Raw genomic sequence first — 18,403 nt, 5'->3', positions numbered from 1 at the left:
GTCCTCTCCTTCACGTGCAGGGAGGAGCGCCTCCCTGCCGCAACACGGTACGCGTGGCGCAGCGGTTGCGTTCTGGGCGAACGGGACGCGGGCGTGTCACCGGCCGCGCCTACACTGCTGCGGTGCCTCGCGATCACCACCGTCCCGTCCACTTCACCGACGCCGAGTTCGCCGCCATCCAGGGCGGTGAGGACCCGGCGCTCGTGAACCGTGTCGCGCACGAGACCGCGAACGCCCTGCTGCACCGGGTGCGCGAGGACCCGGACCCGGCCGTGGTCGAGCGGCTCGTCACCTACACCGACGTGCACGGCATCGACGCCATCGCGGAACTGTGGGCGCGGGTCGGGGCACACACCCTGCCGGGGGCGCTCTGGCGGGTGTACCTCGTGCGCATCGTCATCCGGCAGAACCCGGAGGAGATCGCGTACCTGTTCGAGCGGGGCACGGCGCAGATCGGCACGATCGACCAGGCGGTCGCGGGTGCCGAGGAACCGACGGGCCCGGCGGAGATCCTGACGCTCGCCGACCGCATCCTGCACGGCCTGTACACGGGCGACCTCGCGGTGGCGCTCGACCGCGGGGCGTCGTTCTGCCGTCTGACCGCCGCCGGCGCGACCGCCGTGGCGGACGAGTCCGACCTGGTGGCGTCCGAGCGCGCGAGCGAACTCACGACGCGGGCGCTCCGCCTGACGGAGCTGGCGGCCGACCTGACCGAGGCTGCGGCGCTCTGGCGCCGCGACAGCCTGGACTGAGCGAGCGGCGGGGCGGACCCGCACCGGGCCTCCAGGCCCGCGCAGCAGCGCGATGCCGCGCCAGGCCAGGGCCGCGCAGCAGAGGACCGGAACGGATCCGGGCACAAAAAGACCGGGCCGCAGAAGCGCCTCTCGGCGCGAGGCCGCTCGAAGCGGCGAATTTTGGAGCCCGGGGCTTGCTGCGGCCCGGCGAGACCAAGTCTACGAGACGTCGGCTGATCACTCGACCCTGTTCACTCATGGTGGACAGAACCGGCCCCGGGAGTGCCCGCGCGCACCCCTGTGCAGGCCCGCCGCGCCCATCCCGCCGAGAAATCCCGACCCCCATCCAATCCACAGCGGGGACCGCACCGAATCATCTGCGTGACGGACGGAATGCCCGTCACGAAGCGAGAGGCCCGGTGTGACCCGGACCGGCACCGCCGGTCAATTCCCTGTGGGTCACGCCGGCCCCTCGTCTCGACCGCCCATGCGGGGGCTTCGTGCTACCCGCCTGGTCAACGAAAGCAACCGAGAGGAGGGAAACCTGCAATGCTTGCCCTCGTGGATAGCGACACCGAACGCTGGAGCTCGTCAGAGCCAGCTCAGGCATCGCCGGACGACCTCCTCGCCCGGGTCGCCGCCGGTGACCAAGCCGCCTTCGCGGACCTCTACGACGCACTCTCCGGTCGGGTCCTCGGTCTGATCACGCGCCTCCTCCGGGACCGCGCGCAGTCGGAAGAGGTCACACAGGAGGTCTTCCTGGAGGTCTGGCAGCAGGCCACCCGCTTCGACCGGAAGCGTGGGACGGCCGCCAGCTGGGTCCTCACCATGGCCCACCGCCGAGCGGTCGACCGGGTCCGTGCCTCGCAGTCGTCGCACGACCGCGACACCAAGATCGGCATCCGCGACCTCGAGGCCGGTTTCGACCAGGTCTCCGAGTCCGTCGAGATCCGCATCGAGCACGAGCGCGTCGGCCGAGCGCTGGCGAAGCTCACCGAGTTCCAGCGGCAGGCCGTGCAACTCGCGTACTACGGCGGCTACTCGCACAGCGAGATGGCCGAACACCTCGGTGTCCCCATCGGCACCGTCAAGACCCGTCTCCGTGACGGGATGATCCGACTCCGAGACGAGATGGGGGTGACCTCATGACCGAACGCCACGACGACCCCGCACTGATGACGGGTTCCCACGCACTCGACGCGCTGTCCGACGACGAGCGCGCGCTCCTCGAGGACGCCCTCCGGACGTCCCCCGAGCTGCAGGCCGAGAACGACTCGCTGCGCGAGACCGCGCTGCAGCTCGCCTACGCCGTCGCACCGATCGAGCCCCCCGCGTCGCTGAAGGCGTCGCTGCTGGCCCGGATCGCGACGACCCCCCAGGCCGCGCCCCTCGCCGACACGACGATCGACCAGACCCCGGTTGCCGAGACCACCTCCGTCCAGGAGGCCCGTCCCGAGCCCGCCAGGCACGTCGCCTCGATCGCCGACGGCCCCACCGCCGGTGGCCGGGCATCGTCGGAGGCTCGCCGCCGCTGGTTCCAGCGTCCGGCGGTCATGCTGACGGCCGCAGCTGCCGTCGCCGCGGTCTTCTTCGGCGGACTCGGCGTCGGGTCGATCTTCGACCCGAACGGCTCCGGCACGGGCACCACCCAGGCCTCGAGCGGTCTCGACCGCATCTACGCCGCCTCAGACTTCCAGCGCACCACCACCAAGGTCGCGGGCGGCGGTTCGGCGACGGTCGTGTGGTCGAACGACCTCGGCAAGTCCGCGGTGATCCTCGACGGTGTGGAGCAGGCACCGAAGGGCAAGACGTACGAGCTCTGGTACATCGGCTCCGAGGAGCAGGGCGGCACCATCAAGTCGGCCGGCCTGGTCGACGGTGCGGCTGACGGTGTGCACTCCGCCGTGCTCAAGGGCGCGATGTCCGAGGGCGCGACGATCGGGATGACGGTCGAGCCCGAGGGCGGTTCCGAGCAGCCGACCACCTCGCCGATCATGGCGGTCCCCACCACCACGGCCTGACGCCTCGGGCGGTCTTGCTGGACTGCCACCGACGCAGAACGACGAAGCCGCTGTCACACGACAGCGGCTTCGTCGTTCTGCGTCCGCACGGCTCTCCGGCGCAACCACGAAGGCCCGGTGCGCGTCCGTGGCGGACGTGCACCGGGCCTCCAGGCCGTCCGTCAGCGCGACGGACGGATGCCGATCAACCGAAGCGGCCCGAGACGTAGTCCTCGGTGGCCTGCACCGATGGGTTCGAGAACATCGTCGCGGTGTCGTCGAACTCGATGAGCTTGCCGGGGGCGCCGGTGCCGGCGATGTTGAAGAACGCCGTCTTGTCGCTGACGCGCGACGCCTGCTGCATGTTGTGGGTCACGATCACGATCGTGAACTCCTTCTTGAGCTCCTCGATCAGGTCCTCGATGGCGAGGGTCGAGATCGGGTCGAGGGCCGAGCAGGGCTCGTCCATCAGGAGCACGTCCGGCTCGACCGCGATCGCGCGGGCGATGCAGAGACGCTGCTGCTGCCCACCGGACAGGCCCATGCCGGGCTTGTCGAGGCGGTCCTTGACCTCGTTCCACAGGTTCGCACCCTGCAGCGAGCGTTCGACGATGTCGTCGGCCTCGGAGCGGGAGACGCGCTTGTTGTTGAGCTTCACGCCCGCCAGCACGTTGTCGCGGATCGACATCGTGGGGAACGGGTTCGGACGCTGGAAGACCATGCCGACCTGACGACGGACGAGCACGGGGTCGACGCCGGCCCCGTACAGGTCGTCGCCGTCGATCTTGACCGAGCCCTCGACCCATGCGCCGGGGATGACCTCGTGCATGCGGTTCAGGGTGCGGAGGAAGGTGGACTTGCCGCAGCCCGACGGGCCGATGAAGGCCGTGACGGTGCGGGGCTCGATGGTGATGTCGACACCCTCGACCGCCTTGAACTTCGAGTAGTAGACGTTGAGGCCGTCGACCTCGATGCGCTTGGACACGTTGATCCTTCTGGGTGGGTGGTGTCGCTGGTTCCGCGGGGGCGGAGGGTCAGCGGCTGAGCTTGGGGGCGAAGAGACGGGTGATGAACCGGGCGAGCAGGTTGAGCAGCATCACGATCAGGATGAGCACGAGGGCCGCGGTCCAGGCGCGGTCGACGAACGGCACCGGGTTGGCGCCCTGCTGCGAGTACTGCGTGTACGCGTACACCGGCAGGGTCATCATCGGGTCACGGAACAGGTTGTAGTTCATGCTCGCGGTGAAGCCGGCCGTGACGAGCAGCGGGGCGGTCTCACCGATGACGCGGGCGATCGAGAGCATGACGCCGGTGGTGATGCCGGCGAGGCTGGTGGGGAGCACGACCTTGAGGATCGTGAGGTACTTCGGCACCCCGAGGGCGTACGAGGCCTCGCGGAGTTCCATCGGGACGATCTTCAGCACCTCTTCGGTGGAGCGCACGACGATCGGGATCATCAGCACCGACAGGGCGACGGAGCCGACCAGGCCGAAGCGGGCACCCGGGCCGAGGAACAGCGCGAAGAGCGCGTAGGCGAACAGACCGGCGACGATCGACGGGATGCCCGTCATGACGTCGACGAAGAACGTGATGCCCTTCGCCAGTGCGCCGCGACCGTACTCGACCAGGTAGATCGAGGTGAGCAGGCCGATCGGCACCGAGATGAGCGCCGCGAACAGCGTGATCTCGAGCGTGCCGATGAGGGCGTGGACCGCGCCGCCGCCCTCGGAGATGACCCCGCGCATCGAGTACGAGAAGAAGTTCGCGTCGAAGCGGGCGACGCCCTTGGCGATGACCGTCCAGAGCAGCGACACCAGCGGCAGGACCGCGATGACGAACGCCGTGATGACGAGCGAGGTGACCAGGCGGTCGACCGCCTTGCGGCCACCCTCGACGATGCGCGAGATGACGACGATGAGGACGTCGAACAGGACCGTGCCGAGGAAGATCGCGGCGACGACGTTGAAGTCCTTGACGGCGCCACCCGCGTTGAGCAGGGCGAAGACCAGGACGAGGGCGACCCAGCTGCCGACGAGGAGCAGCCACGGGACGGAGGCGTGCAGCTTGCCGTTGGCGTAGACGTTGCCGGCGGTGCCGGTCTGACGGAGCGCGAGGGACATCGGGTGCGACCTCTCAGCTGACTCGGCTGCGGACGATGTACCGCGCGAGCATGTTGATGACCAGGGTGATGACGAAGAGGATCAGACCCGACGCGATGAGGGCGTTCAGGGCCGTGCCGGATGCCTCGGCGAACTGCAGGGCGATGTTCGCTGCGATCGTCGAGGGGTTCTGCGACGTCAGCATCTGGAACGTGACGTTCGTCGAGACCGACAGCACCAGCGCGATCGCCATCGTCTCGCCGAGTGCACGTCCGAGGCCGAGCATGATCGCGGAGACGATGCCGGACTTCGCGAACGGCAGGACCGACAGGCGGATCATCTCCCAGCGGGTCGCGCCGAGGGCCAGGGCCGCTTCCTCGTTGAGGGTCGGGGCCTGCAGGAAGATCTCACGCATGACCGCGGTCATGATCGGGATCGCCATGACGGCGAGGACGATGGACGCCGTCAGGATCGTGCGGCCGGTGCCGGACACCTGGCCGGAGAACAGCGGGAACCAGCCGATGTACTCGTTCAGGAACACGTAGAACGGCTTCACCAGGGGCGCCAGCACGGCGATGCCCCAGAGGCCGTAGACGACCGACGGCACCGCGGCCAGCAGGTCGATCACGTAGCCGAGGACCGGCGCGAGTCGACGCGGCGCGAAGTGCGAGATGAAGAGGGCGATCCCGAGGGACAGCGGCACGGCGATCACGAGTGCGATGAGCGCGGACCAGACGGTGCCGAAGACCAGGGGGCCGACGAAGTCCCAGAAGTTCGTGGCCTTGCCCGGCAGCTCGCCGACCTTGGCGGAGAAGGCCGGGATGCTCTGCCAGACGAGGAACGCGGCGACGAGCACGAGCACGAAGAGGATGAGGCCGCCGGCGATGACCGAGGCGGCGGAGAAGACGCGGTCGCCGACACGGACGACGGGCTTCGGCTTGGTCGGGGTGACGGTGGCCCCTGGCTGGGCCGGTGCGGTCGTCATGGGGTACTCCTGTCGGAGGAACGCCGGGGGAGGCGACGGGTTCTGGGGTGGTAGTGCGCGTCCGGGCCGTGGGCCCGGATGGGTGCGCGTCCGGGCGGGTCCTGGACGGGTGCGCGTCCGGGTGGGTCCTGGACGGGTGCGCGTCCGGGTGGTGTCCTGGACGGCTGAGTGCCCGGACGCCGGTCGAGTGGGTGGGACCGGCGTCCGGGCGCTCAGGGGGCCTTACTTGATGGAAGCGACCGCGTCCTTGGCCTTCGACGCGAGGTCGGAGGAGAGGGCGGCCGACTTGGCCTCCTTGGCAGCGGCGTCCTGAGCGGCGCTCGAGACGACGTAGTCGAGGTAGCCCTTCACGAGCTCGGCCTTGTCGGCGTCCTTGTACTCCTGGCACGCGATGGCGTAGGAGACGAGGACCAGCGGCCAGGCACCGTCAGCGGTGTCCTTGCGGTCGATGTCGATCGCGAGGTCGTTGTCCTCGCGGCCGGTCGCGATCTTCGAGTCGGCGACGACCTGCGCGGCACCGTCGGCCGAGATCTCGGTCGCCTTGTCGCCGACCATCAGCTTCGCGCGGTCGAGGTCACCCGCACCGGAGTCGTCGATGTAGGTGATGGCGTTGGTGGCGTTGCCCATCGCGGAGGCGACACCCGAGGTGCCCTTCGCGCTGTCACCGACCGAGTACGGGAAGGTCTGGCTGGGCTCTTCGGTCCAGACGTCCGAGGCGTTCGCGGAGACGTACTCCGAGAAGTTCTGCGTGGTGCCCGAGTCGTCGGAGCGGTGGACGACCGTGATGTCGGCGTCCGGCAGCTTCGCGTCCTTGTTCAGGTCGGCGATCTCGGAGTCGTCCCACTTGGTGATCTTGCCCGAGAAGATGCCCGCGATGGTCTTCGCATCGAGCGTCAGGTCGCTGACGCCGTCGACCTTGTACGCGATGGCGATCGGGGAGATGTAGACGGGGATGTCGATGCCCTTGGTGTCCGCCTTGCAGGACTCGAACTTGCCCGAGAGCTCCTCGTCCTTCAGCGCGGCGTCGGAGCCGGCGAAGTCCGCGGCACCCGACATGAAGTTCTCGCGACCAGCGCCCGAGCCGTCCGGGGTGTAGTTCACGGTGACGCCCGAGGCCTCGTTCTGGAAACCGGCGGCCCAGGTGGCCTGCGCGGTCTGCTGTGCGGACGAGCCCGAGCCGGTCAGGGTGCCGGAGAGCTTCGAGTAGTCGCTGCCGCTGGTGGAGGAGGACTCGGTGCTGCCCGCGTCCTCGTTTGCCGCGCACGAGGAGAGCACGACTGCGCCGGCGATCGCGATTGCTGCGATCGAACCGATTCGCTTGATGTTCACAGGGGTCCCTTCGGGAATGGAATGCAGTGGGACCACTGCGGTCCCTGGGCCGGTGCCGACCCGGGAGCGACTGTAGGGACGCGAGGTGACCGCAATCACCCCCGCTGGTGAACGGGAGGTGAACGAGGGGTTGTCCACGTCGGGGCGGCGTGCGCCGCTCCCGCGCAGGGAGCAGGATCGGGGGCACTGTGCGCTCGTTCGGAAGATGCGCACGCATGATCGCGGACGAGCGGTCGGGAGGCCCGGATCGGGTTCCCGGGCGCGGCGCGGCCCCGTCGTGTGGCCGGGTACCGGGCGTCTGCGCTGCGGCCCGGTGGCGCTGCGGTCCGGTGGCGCTGCGGTGCGGCGCCGCTGTGGTCCGCCGGCGCTGCGGTCCGGCGGTGGCCGGCTACGCCAGGATCGTGTTGCGGTGCGTCTCGACCGCGACGAGGGTGTCCCCGGCGATGTGCATGACGGAGAAGTCCCCGACGGACAGCATCGCGGCGCGGCGCAGGTCGAAGCGGCCGGAGTCGTCGGCGGTCGCGGTGGCGATCCGGGCGATGATGTCGGGCAGCACCGGACCGTGCGAGCAGAGGACCGCGGTCTTGCCCTTGTCGAGCCGGCGCCGGACGACGCCCTTGACGTCGGCGGCGCCGCGGTCGTGGGCGTCCTGGCTGATGTCGGCGGTGCTCGAGACCCCGAGCTTCGTCGCGGCGGAGAGCGGCTCGACGGTCGCGAGGCACCGCGCCGCCGTGCTGCTCACGATCTTCTTCGGGCCGAACGCTGCGACCGGTGCCGCGGCGGCCTTGGCCTGCGAGCGGCCGACGGGCAGCAGCGGACGGGTGGCGTCGGGGCCGTCCCAGTCCGAGCCGGGCACCGTCTTCGCGTGGCGCAGGGTGATCAGGGCGAACGTGCGGTGCTGTCCGGCGGCGGCGCGTTCGGCGAACCGGTCGAGGATCGCGACGTCCCGCTCGTACGTCAGGCGGTTGCGGGCGTCGTCGATGGTGACCCACTCGAGCGCCGCGACCTCGTGGTTCGGCACGAAGGCACCGGCGCGGGCGTACTCCTTGGCCGAGACCCGGGCCGCCCAGTAGTGCACGACCTTGTCGCGGCCGTTCGGCAGCACGTACTCGGCGGTGCCGAGCGGTGCGCCGAGGTGGACGCGGTACCCGGTCTCCTCGTCGATCTCGCGCACGGCGGTCGTCGGGACGGCCTCGCCCGGGTCCACCTTGCCCTTGGGCAGGGAGACGTCCTTGTGGTGGTCGCGGTGGATGAGCAGCACGAGGGGTGTGCCGTCCTGTTCGCGCCAGACGACCGCACCCGCAGCGACGACGGGGCCCGAGGGACCGCCGCTCACCGAGTCGAGCGCTTCCGGGCCGAGATCTTCCGCATGGTCACATTCTGCACGTCCTCGAGCGGACGGCCCGCATCGTCCGTGGAGTGCCGTGTCCACTCGCCGTCGGACTCCAGGTGCCACGAGCTGGCGGTGTCGGCCATCGCCAGGTCGAACATCTCCTGCACCTCGTTGATGTGGTCCGGGGCGACCAGCCGCACGAGCGCCTCGACGCGTCGGTCGAGGTTGCGGTGCATCATGTCGGCGCTGCCGATGAACACCGCGGGGTCGCCGTCGTTGTGGAACGCGAACGCACGGGAGTGCTCGAGGTAGCGCCCGACGATGCTCCGCACGCGGATCGTGTCGCTGACGCCTTCCATGCCCGGCTTGAGCGAGCAGATGCCGCGCACCCAGACGTCGATCGGCACACCGGCCTGGCTCGCCAGGTAGAGCGCGTCGATGATCTGCTCGTCGACCATCGAGTTGACCTTGATCCGGATGCCCGAGGGCTTGCCGGCCCGGGCGTTGGCGGCCTCGGTCTGGATGCGCTTGAGCAGTCCCTTCCGCAGGTGCAGCGGTGCGACGAGCAGGCGCTTGAACTTCTTCTCGATGGCGTAGCCGGACAGCTCGTTGAACAGGCGGGTGAGGTCCTTGCCCACGGTGTCGTCCGAGGTGAAGAGCCCCATGTCCTCGTAGATGCGCGAGGTCTTCGGGTTGTAGTTGCCCGTGCCGATGTGGCTGTAGTGCTTGAGCGTCCCGCCCTCTTGCCGGATGACGAGCACGAGCTTGGAGTGCGTCTTCAGCCCCACCAGGCCGTAGACGACGTGCACGCCGGCCTTCTCGAGCTTCCGGGCCCAGGTGATGTTGTTCTGCTCGTCGAAGCGGGCCTTGATCTCGACCAGGGCGAGGACCTGCTTGCCAGCGGCCGCAGCGTCGATCAGCGCTTCGACGATGGGGCTGTCGCCGGAGGTGCGGTACAGGGTCTGCTTGATCGCCAGCACGTTCGGATCGGCCGCGGCCTGCTCGAGGAACGCCTGCACGCTCGTGGCGAAGGACTCGTAGGGGTGGTGGACGAGGACGTCGTTCGCCTTGATCGCGCGGAACAGGTCCGGCTTCGTGTTCGGCTCACCCGGCTGGAACTGCACCGGGGTGGTCGGCACGTGCTTCGGGTAGTGCAGGTCCGGACGGTTGATCTTGGAGATCTCGAACAGTCCGCCGAGGTCGAGCGGCGACGGCAGCCGGAAGACCTCTTCCTCGGTGATGTCGAGTTCACGCACGAGCAGGTCGAGGGTCACCGGGTCCATGTCCTCGGTGATCTCGAGGCGGATCGGCGGACCGAACCGGCGGCGCAGGAGCTCGCGCTCGAGGGCCTGGATGAGGTTCTCGGCCTCGTCCTCCTCGATCTCGACGTCCTCGTTGCGAGTGACCCGGAACACGTGGTGCTCGAGGACCTCCATCCCCGGGAACAGGTCGTCGAGGTGGTTCGCGATGAGGTCTTCGAGCGGGATGAAGCGCATCCGGCCGGAGTTGTCGTCGGGGAGCTTGATGAAGCGGGAGAAGTTCTGCGGCACCTTGAGACGCGCGAACTCCTGGCGCTGCGACTTCGGGTTGCGGACCCGCACCGCCAGGTTGAGCGAGAGCCCGGAGATGTAGGGGAACGGGTGCGCCGGGTCGACGGCCAGGGGCATGAGCACCGGGAAGATCTGCTCGTTGAAGTACTCCCGCATCCGCTGCCGGTCGGCTTCGTCGAGGTCGGACCAGTGCTCGATGTGGATGCCCGCGGCGTCGAGGTCGGGCTTGAGCGACCCGATGAAGGCCTGGGCGTGCCGGTCCTGCAGCTCGTGGGCCTTCTTCGCGATGTCCCGCAGGACGTCGCTGGGGGCACGGCCGACGTTGGTCGGGACGGCGATGCCGGTGTCGATGCGGCGCTTCAGGCCGGCGACGCGGACCATGAAGAACTCGTCGAGGTTGGACGCGAAGATCGCGAGGAAGTTCGCCCGCTCCAGCAGGGGCTGCGTGCGGTCTTCACCCAGCTCGAGCACGCGCTGGTTGAACCGCAGCCAACTCAGCTCGCGGTCGAAGTAGCGGTCCGTCGGCAGCGACTCGTGCTCGATCTCGACGACCTCGTCGAAGTCGTCGAGGTCGGGTGCGACGGATTCGCCGTCGAGCTGCGGTTCGGTGTCCATCCCCACATCCTGCCACCCGGCCCCTGCCACCGGAGGGGCCTCGGTGGACGCTGTGGAAACCGGCGGTGAACCGTTCGGTTGTGCAGGAACGGCCGCGACGGACCGAGGTGCTGCGCTCAGCGCGCGAAGACCTGCACGAACGCGCCCCACTGCGCCGGCGCCCGCTGCTCGAGCCACGCGCAGAACTCGGGGTAGGCGGCATCGATGGACAGGACACTGATCACCCCGCGCTGGCCGTGCACCTTGACGTCCAGGCCGCCGAAGCGGTTCGTCGTGGGCCGGATGTGCTTGATGGCAGCGGGGTCGACGGTCCGGGCGGCACGGAACATCGGCGTGACGACCAGCTGGGAGTCGTACGCCTCGACCCGGCGCCGCTTCTGCCCGACGCCCAGGTAGACGAACAGCAGCCCGAACAGCCCGATGCCGAGACCGCCGAGGAGCATCCCGATCGCGTCGGGGTCGTCGAGCAGGGCGAGTGCGGCCAGCAGGAAGAACCCGCCGACCACGATGAAGACGATCCCGATGATCCGGAGTAGCAGGTAGTTCCACCGGCGAGCGCGGACGGTGAAGAGCACGCCGTACGCCTCGTCCCCGACGACCGCCGACGGGGGGCGCTTCCGGTCGCTCTGGCGGACGAGTGCGGTGACGACGGCGGGGATGGCGACCATCGCGGCCATCGCGAGGAACACCGGCGACGGGTTGAAGTTCACCGCCCTGCCCCCGAGCGTGTGTCCGGACGTCGTCGTTCGATGGGCGATCCGCCCTGGTCCCCCTGGATCATGGGCGCAGCGTATCAGTGACCTGAGATTTGCTCCGGCGCCGCGTACTGCACGTCGATCGCGTGCTGGGTGAACCCCGAGCGCCGGTACAGCGCCAGCGCCGGCTCGTTGTCCCCCTCGACGTACAGCGCGGCGGCGGTCAGCCCGCGGCCGCGCAGCCGAGCGGTGCCCGCACGCATGAGCACTCCGCCGAGTCGCTGCCCCTGCAGGTCGGGCCGCACGGCGACGGCGTAGAACTCGCCGATGCCGTCCTCGACCTTGAGCCAGCACGAGCCCGCGAGCTGCCCAGAGGCGTCGCGGAGCAGCAGCAGGTCCTCGCCGGAGAACCAGTCGTCGGCCTCGCGGGCGTGCAGGTCGTCGAGCGTCATCCGCCCCTGCTCGGGGTGGTGGGCGAAGGCGGCGGCGTTCAGCGCGAGCCAGTCGGTCTCGTCGTCGGTGCCGGGGCGGAACGCCGACAGCGAGTAGCCGTCGGGCAGCGCCACGTCGGCATCAGCGTCGGCGGCGACGTCCACATCGGAGTCGGCGACGGGCGCCCGGAGCTGCAGCAGCGTGCGGACCGCGCGCCAGCCGAACCGGTCGGCCAGCGCTCGCGCTGCCGGGTGGTCCCCGTGCGCCCACGCGAGCCGCGGAGCGGCCCCGCCGCCCAGCGCGAGTGCCTGCGTCACCAGGGCCGTGCCGATGCCCTGGCCACGGGCCTCCTGGGCGACGACGAGTTCCAGCTCGCCGTCACGGACCACCGCGACCCCGTGGTCGACGGTCAGGACGGTCGCGCGCCCCGCGCGGACGTCCACCAGGGTCTGGTCGGAGAACGGGGGAGCCTCGCCGGGGGCGACGAAGCTGCCGAGGTCGGGCAGCACTACTGCCCCATCAGGCGCTCGGCCTCGTCGTCGTAGACGTTGAAGCGGTACCCGACGTTGCGGACGGTGCCGATGAGCGACTCGAGGTCGCCGAGCTTGGCACGCAGTCGTCGGACGTGCACGTCGACCGTGCGGGTGCCGCCGAAGTAGTCGTAGCCCCAGACCTCGCTGAGCAGCTGCTCGCGGGTGAAGACGCGTGACGGGTGGGTGGCGAAGAAGCGCAGGAGCTCGAACTCCTTGAACGTCAGGTCGAGCGGCCGGCCGCGCACCTTGGCGGAGTAGCTGGCCTCGTCGATGACGACACCGGACGCCTGGATCTTCGAGCTCGTCTGGCCCTTCGCCGCACGACCGGCCGACAGCCGGATGCGGGCGTCGATCTCGGCCGGGCCCGCGCTCTCGAGCACGACGTCGTCGACGTTCCAGTCGCTGTTCACCGCGGTCAGCCCGCCCTCGGTGACGACGAGCACGATCGGCGTGGTCGACCCCGACGAGGCGAGGATCTTGCACAGGGCCTTCGCGCTGACCAGGTCGGTGCGGGCGTCCACGAACATCAGGTCGCTCTGCGGGGCGTTGACCAGCTGTGCGGCCTCGGCCGGCACGTGGCGGATCCGGTGGCTCAGGAGGCCCAGGCTCGGCAGGACGTCTCCGGGCGCGGTCGAGGTGAGTACCAGGAGCTGTGCCACAGGACCTCCGGAGGTGGATGACGTCGTGGAGACATCCTAGTGATGCTCGGGAAGGACTCATCCGGCCGGACGGATTGCGCGTCATCCCGCACGGCACGGTGCGTGCGCTCCGCACGTCCCTGCCATGATGGAGCGCGTGACCGAGCCCGTGCACCCCACCGACCAGCGTCGCCTGCGGCTGACGTCCGTCCTGCCGGTCTGGGTGCTGGCGGTCGTCGGGGCCGTGCTCGTGCTGACCGTGGCCGAGCGCGACGCCTTCGCCTGGCTGCTGCTCGTCTTCGTCGCCTGCGTGATGGTCAGCTTCGTGCTGCAGCTCATCACCGCCACGAAGGACGGTCTGGTCGAACGGATCAGCATCGCGTCGTCCGGGGCGTTCGTCGTGGTCCTCGTCACCGCGGTGGTGCTCCTGGCGCGTTGAGCCGAGCCGCGTAGACTCCGAGCATGGATTCGCTGCTTGCGCTCGAGCTCTTCTACGTCGGCCTCCTCGGCCTGGCGTCGCTCGCGATCGCGTTCATCTCGGTGGTCGTCGTCGTGAAGCTGTTCAAGGGCCAGCGTTGATCGAGCTGCCCGAGGGTCTTGCCCCCGAACTGGTCCCGCTGTCGTGGCTGGTCGGCGTGTGGGAGGGCACCGGCGTGGTCGAGTACCCGGTCGGTGACGACGACGAGGTCCGGAACTACGAGTTCGGCCAGCGCGTCAGCTTCAGCCACGACGGCCTGCCGTACCTGAACTACTCGTCGACCACGTGGCTGCTCGACGACGACCGCACCCCGCTCGCCGCCGAGATGGGCTACTGGCGGATCGACCGTCCGACCGAGCCGGGCGACCGCGGCCCCGCGATGCTCCTGGGCGACGGGCCCACGCCCTTCAGCACGGTCGAGAGCGTCGAGGCACTCCGCAACACCACGGACGGCTTCGACGTCGAGGCGGCGATCATCCACCCGACGGGCGTCAACGAGCTCTACGTCGGCCGGGTGCTGAAGGGCCGGATCGACCTGTCGACCGACGCCGTGCTGCGCTCGCCGAACGCGAAGGACTACTCCGCCGCGACCCGCCTGTACGGGCTGGTCGAGGGCAAGCTCTTCTGGGCGTGGGACATCGCCGCGCTCGGTCGCGAACTCACCTCGCACGCCTCGGGGCAGCTCGCGAAGGTCGACTGATGTCGGTGTTCGCCGCGCGGGACGGCTTCGTCGCGGCCGACTCCGTCGCCGCGCACTTCGGCAACCCGATCGGGGAGCAGCGCCTGCTGACCCGGGGGCGTGCCGTCGTCGAGCTCGGACTCGGTGTCGTCACCGTCTCCGGACCGGACCGGTTGTCGTGGCTCAACTCGATCACCTCGCAGCAGCTCACCGGGTTGCCGACCGGCGTCAGCACCGAGACGCTCGTGCTCGACCAGGCCGGACGCGTCGAGCACGCGGCTCGCGTCGTCGACGACGGTGCGACGGTCTGGCTGCTCACCGAGCGAGCTGACGCTGCGCCGCTCGCCGGGTGGCTCGACTCGATGCGCTTCATGCTCCGGGTCGAGGTCGCTGACCGCTCCGACGACTTCGTCACCCTCGGCTGGTTCGGGGCGGATGCCCCGTTCGCGTCCGTCAAGTTGCCGGAACCGCCCGTCGCCGAGTGGGTCGATCCGTGGGGCGCCGTCACGCCGGGCGGATGGGGCTACGCCGACCAGGAGGCCCACCCCGGCTCCGACTGGACCCTCCGCATCGCCGTGGTCACCCCCGGCACCGCGACCGCGATCGCCGCGTCCGACGTGCCCGTCGCGGGGCTGCTCGCGTACGAGGCGCTGCGGATCGCCGCCTGGCGCCCGACCCTGTCCGACGTCGACGAGCGGACGATCCCGCACGAGCTCGACTGGCTGCGTTCCGCCGTGCACCTGTCGAAGGGCTGCTACCGCGGGCAGGAGACCGTCGCCAAGGTCCACAACCTCGGGCACCCGCCGCGTCGGGCCGTGCTGCTGCACCTCGACGGGTCCGATGGCGTGCTGCCGGCGCCCGGCACCCCGGTGCTGCTCGACGACAAGCAGGTCGGTCGGCTGTCGGCGTCGGCGATCCACCACGAGCTCGGTCCGATCGGGCTCGCGGTGGTGAAGCGCTCCCTCGACCCCACCGCGACCCTGCGGCTCGAGGCCGACGACGTCGTGGTGACCGCGGCGCAGGAGACCATCGTCCCGCCCGAGGCCGGTGCGACGGCGAACGTCCCGCGCCTGCCCCGGCTCGGAGCCGTCAAGCGCTCCTAGCTCCCCGTTGGCGGTCGCAAAACACCGGTGTTCGCCGGTCGCACCGCGGTTTGCGGGTGTTCGGAGCGCGAACACCGGTGTCTTGCGTCGCAGCGTCAGGCGGGCTCGACGGCCGACCACGGGACGCTGAGCTCACCGAGCCGCCAGCGTGTCACCCCGTGCAGCACCGGCCAGCCGCGGTCACGCATCCCGCGCACGGTGGCGATCCACCGCTGCCGGGGGCCGTACGTGCCGAGCGGAGCGGCGACCGCCCACGACAGGTCGAGGTCGCGCAGGAACGCGTGCACCCGTTCGCCGGGCACGTTGCGGTGGATCAGCGCCTTCGGCAGGCGCTCGGCGACGATCGAGGGCACGTCGAGCCCGGCGAGCCGGAGCGACACCGTGAAGGTGTGCGGTGCGACGTCGTCGAGCGTCACCCACGATGCGACCCGGCCGACCTCGTTGCAGGTCCCCTCGACGAGCGCACCGCCGGGCTGCAGCCGGTCCTGCATGATCCGCCACGACCCGACCACCGCGGACTCGTCGTACTGCCGCAGCACGTTGAACGCCCGGATGACGGCGGGCCGGCGCTGCCCGGGCGTCGGGGTCTCGAAGCCACCCAGGCGGAACGTCACGCCGTCGCGGGTGCCTGCGTTCGCGAGCGCGACCCGCGAGGGCTCGATCTCGATGCCGGTCACCTCGACGTCGGGTCGGACGGCCGCCAGCCGGTCGCGCAGCTCGAGGGTGGTGGTCGGTGAGGCCCCGTAGCCGACGTCGGCGACGAGCGGGTCGTCCGTCCGGCGCAGCACCGGCAGTGTCGCGATCCACCGGTCGACGCGGCGGAGCCGGTTGTACCCGGTCGTCCCGCGCGTCACGTTCCCGATGGGCATGCGTCAAGGGTACGGGGCCGGTACCGCTCGGTAGACTCGGAGGCATGACCTCCACGCTCGTCCTGCTCCGTCACGGCAACAGTGACTGGAACCAGAAGAACCTGTTCACCGGTTGGGTCGACGTCCGGCTCAGCGAGCTGGGCGAGAAGGAGGCGAAGCGCGCCGGCGACCTCATCGCCGAGTCCGGCATCGTCCCCGACGTCCTGTACACCTCGCTCCTGACCCGTGCGATCCAGACGGCGGACATCGCGCTGCTGCAGGCCGACCTGGCCTGGCTGCCGGTGAAGCGCGACTGGCGCCTCAACGAGCGCCACTACGGCGACCTGCAGGGCAAGGACAAGGCCCAGACGCTGGCCGAGTACGGCGAGCAGCAGTTCATGGAGTGGCGCCGTTCGTTCGACGTCCCGCCGCCCCCCATCGCCGACGACGCCGAGTGGTCGCAGTTCGGTGACCGTCGCTACGCCGAGCTCGGCGACCAGCTGCCCCGCACCGAGTCGCTCAAGCTCGTGATCGACCGCCTGCTGCCGTACTGGGAGTCCGACATCACGAAGGACCTCGCCGCCGGCAAGACCGTGCTGGTCACGGCCCACGGCAACTCGCTGCGTGCGCTCGTGAAGCACCTCGACGGCATCTCCGACGACGACATCGCCGGCCTGAACATCCCGACGGGCATCCCGCTGGTGTACGAGCTCGACGACGACTTCACGCCGACGAAGCCCGCGTACTACCTGGACCCCGAGGCCGCCGCAGCCGGCGCCGCCGCCGTGGCCGCCCAGGGCGCCAAGAAGTAGCACCCACGCAGAACGCCCCGTCCGGCATCCGGGCGGGGCGTTCGTGCGTGTGCGGGGCTTCGTGGAAGCGACAGTGGGTCGCGAACGTTCCGCCGACTCCTGTCGCTCTGCCAGGAGGAACGGATCGCCCCGTCGACGACCTGTCGCTTCGGCAGTGTGGTCGGCTCGACGAGCCGTGGCTGGTCAGACGAAGTGCGACGCGATCTCCTGCACCAGGGCGCCGACGTCGTAGGGCTTCGTCGTGTCGACCCGGATCACCGGCACGCCGGGAAGACCGACGGGCCGGGCGTCGTCGCCGTGCTCGTCCCAGAAGGCCAGCACGTCGGCCAGGTCCCCGTGCACCTCGTGCCGCACCGGCACGGTGCCCGGCTCGTACCGGTCGCGCAGCCGCTGCTCGGCGGTGGCGCGGTCCGTGTCGCACCACACCTCGACGGCGCGCGGCGACCCGGCGGACGCGAGTCCGGCCTCCAGGAGGTCCCGGTCACGCGACGGCAGCCAGACGGCGTCGAGGACGACCCCGTTCTCGACGGCCCGCGCCATGGACCACATCGTGTCCATCGCGATGCCGCCGAGCGGGCGCGAGGCGATCATCGGGCCGACGACGTCGGCGAGGGGTTCCTTGATGCGGTCCTTCGACAGGAACGGGCAGCCGAGCACCTCGGCGAGTGCCGTGCCGATGCTGCTCTTGCCGGAACCGGGCATGCCGTTGACGATGATCGCGACCTGGGCCATGTCACGATCCTCGCAGACCGATCGGGCCGGGTCAGACCGATCGGGTCGGGTCAGACGGCCGCGGTCGAGGTGGACGCGCCGGTCCAGTCGCCGGTGGCCAGGTACTCGACCTTCTTCGCGATCGAGACCGCGTGGTCGGCGAAGCGCTCGTGGTAGCGGGAGGCCAGGGTGGCGTCGACGGTGTCGATCGGACCGCCCTTCCAGGCCTCGCCGAGCACGAAGTCGAAGACGCTGGCGTGCAGTTCGTCGACGGCGTCGTCCTCGTCGCGGATCTCGGCCGACAGCGCGATGTCCTCGGTGGCGAGCAGCCGCGTGAGCTTCTGCGCCATCGCGACGTCGTGCCGGCCCATCTCCTTGAACGTGCTGCGGAGGCCCTTCGGCACGACCTTCTCGGGGAAGCGCTGGCGGGCGAGCTGCGCGATGTGCTCGGCCATGTCGCCCATGCGCTCGAGCGAGGAGCTGACGCGCAGGGCGGTGACGACGACGCGCAGGTCGCGGGCCACCGGTGCCTGGCGGGCGAGGATGTCGATCGCGATCTCGTCGAGGCTGTTCGCAGCGAGGTCGATCTTCTCGTCGTCGGCGATCACCTCTTCGGCGAGGGCGACGTCGGAGTCGCTGAAGGCCTGCGTGGCTCGGGTGATGGCGGACTCGACGAGCCCGGCGATCTCGGTCAGTCGCTCCTGGACGTCCTGGAGTTCCTGCTGGAAGACTTCGCGCATGGGGGAGTACCTCTCTCTGCGTACCGGACGAGTGTCGTCAGCCCAGGTGAACGAACGGTGACGCGGGGCTGAACGCTTCGCGTTCTGGC

At 70.1% G+C, this 18,403-nt stretch carries 19 protein-coding genes; 7 read left to right on the top strand and 12 right to left on the bottom strand.

The features are described from left to right. Positions 1–122: 122 nt before the first annotated feature. The 3 genes from DEJ11_RS16010 (at position 123) to DEJ11_RS16000 (ending at position 2,755) form a co-directional block, all read left to right on the top strand. The gene (locus tag DEJ11_RS16010) at positions 123–752 is read left to right on the top strand and encodes a hypothetical protein (protein ID WP_027466634.1); all 630 of its coding nucleotides are present in this window, start codon (positions 123–125) and stop codon (positions 750–752) included. Between the two features lie 531 nt (positions 753–1,283). Then, entirely contained in the window at positions 1,284–1,883 is a 600-nt protein-coding gene (sigK, locus tag DEJ11_RS16005) for an ECF RNA polymerase sigma factor SigK (protein WP_027466633.1), read from the top strand. Then, positions 1,880–2,755 (top strand): anti-sigma factor, encoded by an 876-nt coding sequence (locus DEJ11_RS16000; protein WP_111102491.1) that lies wholly within the window; start codon positions 1,880–1,882, stop codon positions 2,753–2,755. Before sigK ends, DEJ11_RS16000 begins: the two co-directional genes overlap by 4 nt. 184 nt (positions 2,756–2,939) lie before the next feature. On the opposite strand, the gene pstB is transcribed toward DEJ11_RS16000, so the two are convergent. The 9 genes from pstB to DEJ11_RS15955 all read right to left on the bottom strand — a co-directional run bounded on the left by pstB (position 2,940) and on the right by DEJ11_RS15955 (position 12,964). Further along, a complete protein-coding gene (pstB, locus tag DEJ11_RS15995) occupies positions 2,940–3,719 on the bottom strand; it encodes a phosphate ABC transporter ATP-binding protein PstB (protein WP_027466631.1) in 780 nt (259 codons plus the stop codon). Positions 3,720–3,768: 49 nt separating this feature from the next. Further along, the gene (gene pstA, locus DEJ11_RS15990) at positions 3,769–4,854 is read right to left on the bottom strand and encodes a phosphate ABC transporter permease PstA (RefSeq protein WP_111024123.1); all 1,086 of its coding nucleotides are present in this window, start codon (positions 4,852–4,854) and stop codon (positions 3,769–3,771) included. Positions 4,855–4,867: 13 nt separating this feature from the next. Continuing rightward, a complete protein-coding gene (gene pstC, locus DEJ11_RS15985; RefSeq protein WP_071404716.1) occupies positions 4,868–5,818 on the bottom strand; it encodes a phosphate ABC transporter permease subunit PstC in 951 nt (316 codons plus the stop codon). Positions 5,819–6,040: 222 nt separating this feature from the next. After that, on the bottom strand, positions 6,041–7,147 hold the full coding sequence (gene pstS, locus DEJ11_RS15980) for a phosphate ABC transporter substrate-binding protein PstS (RefSeq protein ID WP_071404717.1): 1,107 nt from the start codon (positions 7,145–7,147) through the stop codon (positions 6,041–6,043). 388 nt (positions 7,148–7,535) lie between these two features. Continuing rightward, entirely contained in the window at positions 7,536–8,483 is a 948-nt protein-coding gene (locus tag DEJ11_RS15975) for an NUDIX hydrolase (protein WP_111102489.1), read from the bottom strand. Next, the gene (locus tag DEJ11_RS15970) at positions 8,480–10,645 is read right to left on the bottom strand and encodes an RNA degradosome polyphosphate kinase (protein ID WP_071404719.1); all 2,166 of its coding nucleotides are present in this window, start codon (positions 10,643–10,645) and stop codon (positions 8,480–8,482) included. The genes DEJ11_RS15975 and DEJ11_RS15970 overlap by 4 nt, the downstream gene beginning before the upstream one ends. 116 nt (positions 10,646–10,761) lie before the next feature. After that, positions 10,762–11,355 carry a hypothetical protein gene (locus tag DEJ11_RS15965; protein ID WP_111047019.1) on the bottom strand — a complete coding sequence of 198 codons (594 nt, stop codon included), beginning with the start codon at positions 11,353–11,355 and terminating at the stop codon, positions 10,762–10,764. 83 nt (positions 11,356–11,438) lie between these two features. After that, positions 11,439–12,281 (bottom strand): mycothiol synthase, encoded by an 843-nt coding sequence (mshD, locus tag DEJ11_RS15960; RefSeq protein WP_111102487.1) that lies wholly within the window; start codon positions 12,279–12,281, stop codon positions 11,439–11,441. Continuing rightward, complete coding sequence (locus DEJ11_RS15955) at positions 12,281–12,964, bottom strand: response regulator transcription factor (protein ID WP_017888078.1); 684 nt, start codon at positions 12,962–12,964, stop codon at positions 12,281–12,283. The genes mshD and DEJ11_RS15955 overlap by 1 nt, the downstream gene beginning before the upstream one ends. A gap of 136 nt (positions 12,965–13,100) precedes the next feature. Here DEJ11_RS15955 and DEJ11_RS15950 point away from each other — a divergent pair, with 136 nt between their 5' ends. The 3 genes from DEJ11_RS15950 (at position 13,101) to ygfZ (ending at position 15,203) form a co-directional block, all read left to right on the top strand. Beyond that, positions 13,101–13,382, top strand: coding sequence for a hypothetical protein (locus tag DEJ11_RS15950; protein ID WP_128780538.1), 282 nt, complete (start codon positions 13,101–13,103; stop codon positions 13,380–13,382). 136 nt (positions 13,383–13,518) lie between these two features. After that, on the top strand, positions 13,519–14,121 hold the full coding sequence (locus DEJ11_RS15945) for a heme-binding beta-barrel domain-containing protein (RefSeq protein WP_111102485.1): 603 nt from the start codon (positions 13,519–13,521) through the stop codon (positions 14,119–14,121). Further along, a complete protein-coding gene (ygfZ, locus tag DEJ11_RS15940) occupies positions 14,121–15,203 on the top strand; it encodes a CAF17-like 4Fe-4S cluster assembly/insertion protein YgfZ (RefSeq protein ID WP_111102484.1) in 1,083 nt (360 codons plus the stop codon). The genes DEJ11_RS15945 and ygfZ overlap by 1 nt, the downstream gene beginning before the upstream one ends. A gap of 95 nt (positions 15,204–15,298) precedes the next feature. Here ygfZ and DEJ11_RS15935 read toward each other — a convergent pair whose 3' ends face one another. Next, a complete protein-coding gene (locus tag DEJ11_RS15935; RefSeq protein ID WP_111032326.1) occupies positions 15,299–16,072 on the bottom strand; it encodes a class I SAM-dependent methyltransferase in 774 nt (257 codons plus the stop codon). A 44-nt stretch (positions 16,073–16,116) separates the two neighbouring features. Between DEJ11_RS15935 and DEJ11_RS15930 the strand changes: the two genes are divergently transcribed. Then, on the top strand, positions 16,117–16,863 hold the full coding sequence (locus DEJ11_RS15930) for a phosphoglyceromutase (RefSeq protein ID WP_071244006.1): 747 nt from the start codon (positions 16,117–16,119) through the stop codon (positions 16,861–16,863). Between the two features lie 183 nt (positions 16,864–17,046). Here DEJ11_RS15930 and DEJ11_RS15925 read toward each other — a convergent pair whose 3' ends face one another. Then, positions 17,047–17,595: a P-loop nucleotide/nucleoside kinase family protein gene (locus tag DEJ11_RS15925; protein WP_035809234.1), complete on the bottom strand. Its 549-nt coding sequence runs from the start codon at positions 17,593–17,595 to the stop codon at positions 17,047–17,049. Between the two features lie 50 nt (positions 17,596–17,645). Next, on the bottom strand, positions 17,646–18,314 hold the full coding sequence (phoU, locus tag DEJ11_RS15920) for a phosphate signaling complex protein PhoU (protein WP_027466613.1): 669 nt from the start codon (positions 18,312–18,314) through the stop codon (positions 17,646–17,648). Between the last annotated feature and the right edge of the window lie 89 nt (positions 18,315–18,403).

It is taken from the genome of Curtobacterium sp. MCLR17_058 (assembly GCF_003234705.2).
Classification (GTDB): Bacteria; Actinomycetota; Actinomycetes; order Actinomycetales; family Microbacteriaceae; genus Curtobacterium; species Curtobacterium flaccumfaciens.
Note: the sequence above shows the minus strand (reverse complement) of the source record. Positions and strands in the feature narration are given on the sequence as shown.

Coding starts and splice junctions, on each gene's coding strand:
- sigK (WP_027466633.1), top strand. CDS start 1,284: ATGCTTGCCCTCGTGGATAGCGACACCGAACGCTGGAGCTCGTCAGAG.
- DEJ11_RS16000 (WP_111102491.1), top strand. CDS start 1,880: ATGACCGAACGCCACGACGACCCCGCACTGATGACGGGTTCCCACGCA.
- pstA (WP_111024123.1), bottom strand. CDS start 4,854: ATGTCCCTCGCGCTCCGTCAGACCGGCACCGCCGGCAACGTCTACGCC.
- pstC (WP_071404716.1), bottom strand. CDS start 5,818: ATGACGACCGCACCGGCCCAGCCAGGGGCCACCGTCACCCCGACCAAG.
- DEJ11_RS15970 (WP_071404719.1), bottom strand. CDS start 10,645: ATGGACACCGAACCGCAGCTCGACGGCGAATCCGTCGCACCCGACCTC.
- ygfZ (WP_111102484.1), top strand. CDS start 14,121: ATGTCGGTGTTCGCCGCGCGGGACGGCTTCGTCGCGGCCGACTCCGTC.
- DEJ11_RS15935 (WP_111032326.1), bottom strand. CDS start 16,072: ATGCCCATCGGGAACGTGACGCGCGGGACGACCGGGTACAACCGGCTC.
- DEJ11_RS15930 (WP_071244006.1), top strand. CDS start 16,117: ATGACCTCCACGCTCGTCCTGCTCCGTCACGGCAACAGTGACTGGAAC.
- DEJ11_RS15925 (WP_035809234.1), bottom strand. CDS start 17,595: ATGGCCCAGGTCGCGATCATCGTCAACGGCATGCCCGGTTCCGGCAAG.
- phoU (WP_027466613.1), bottom strand. CDS start 18,314: ATGCGCGAAGTCTTCCAGCAGGAACTCCAGGACGTCCAGGAGCGACTG.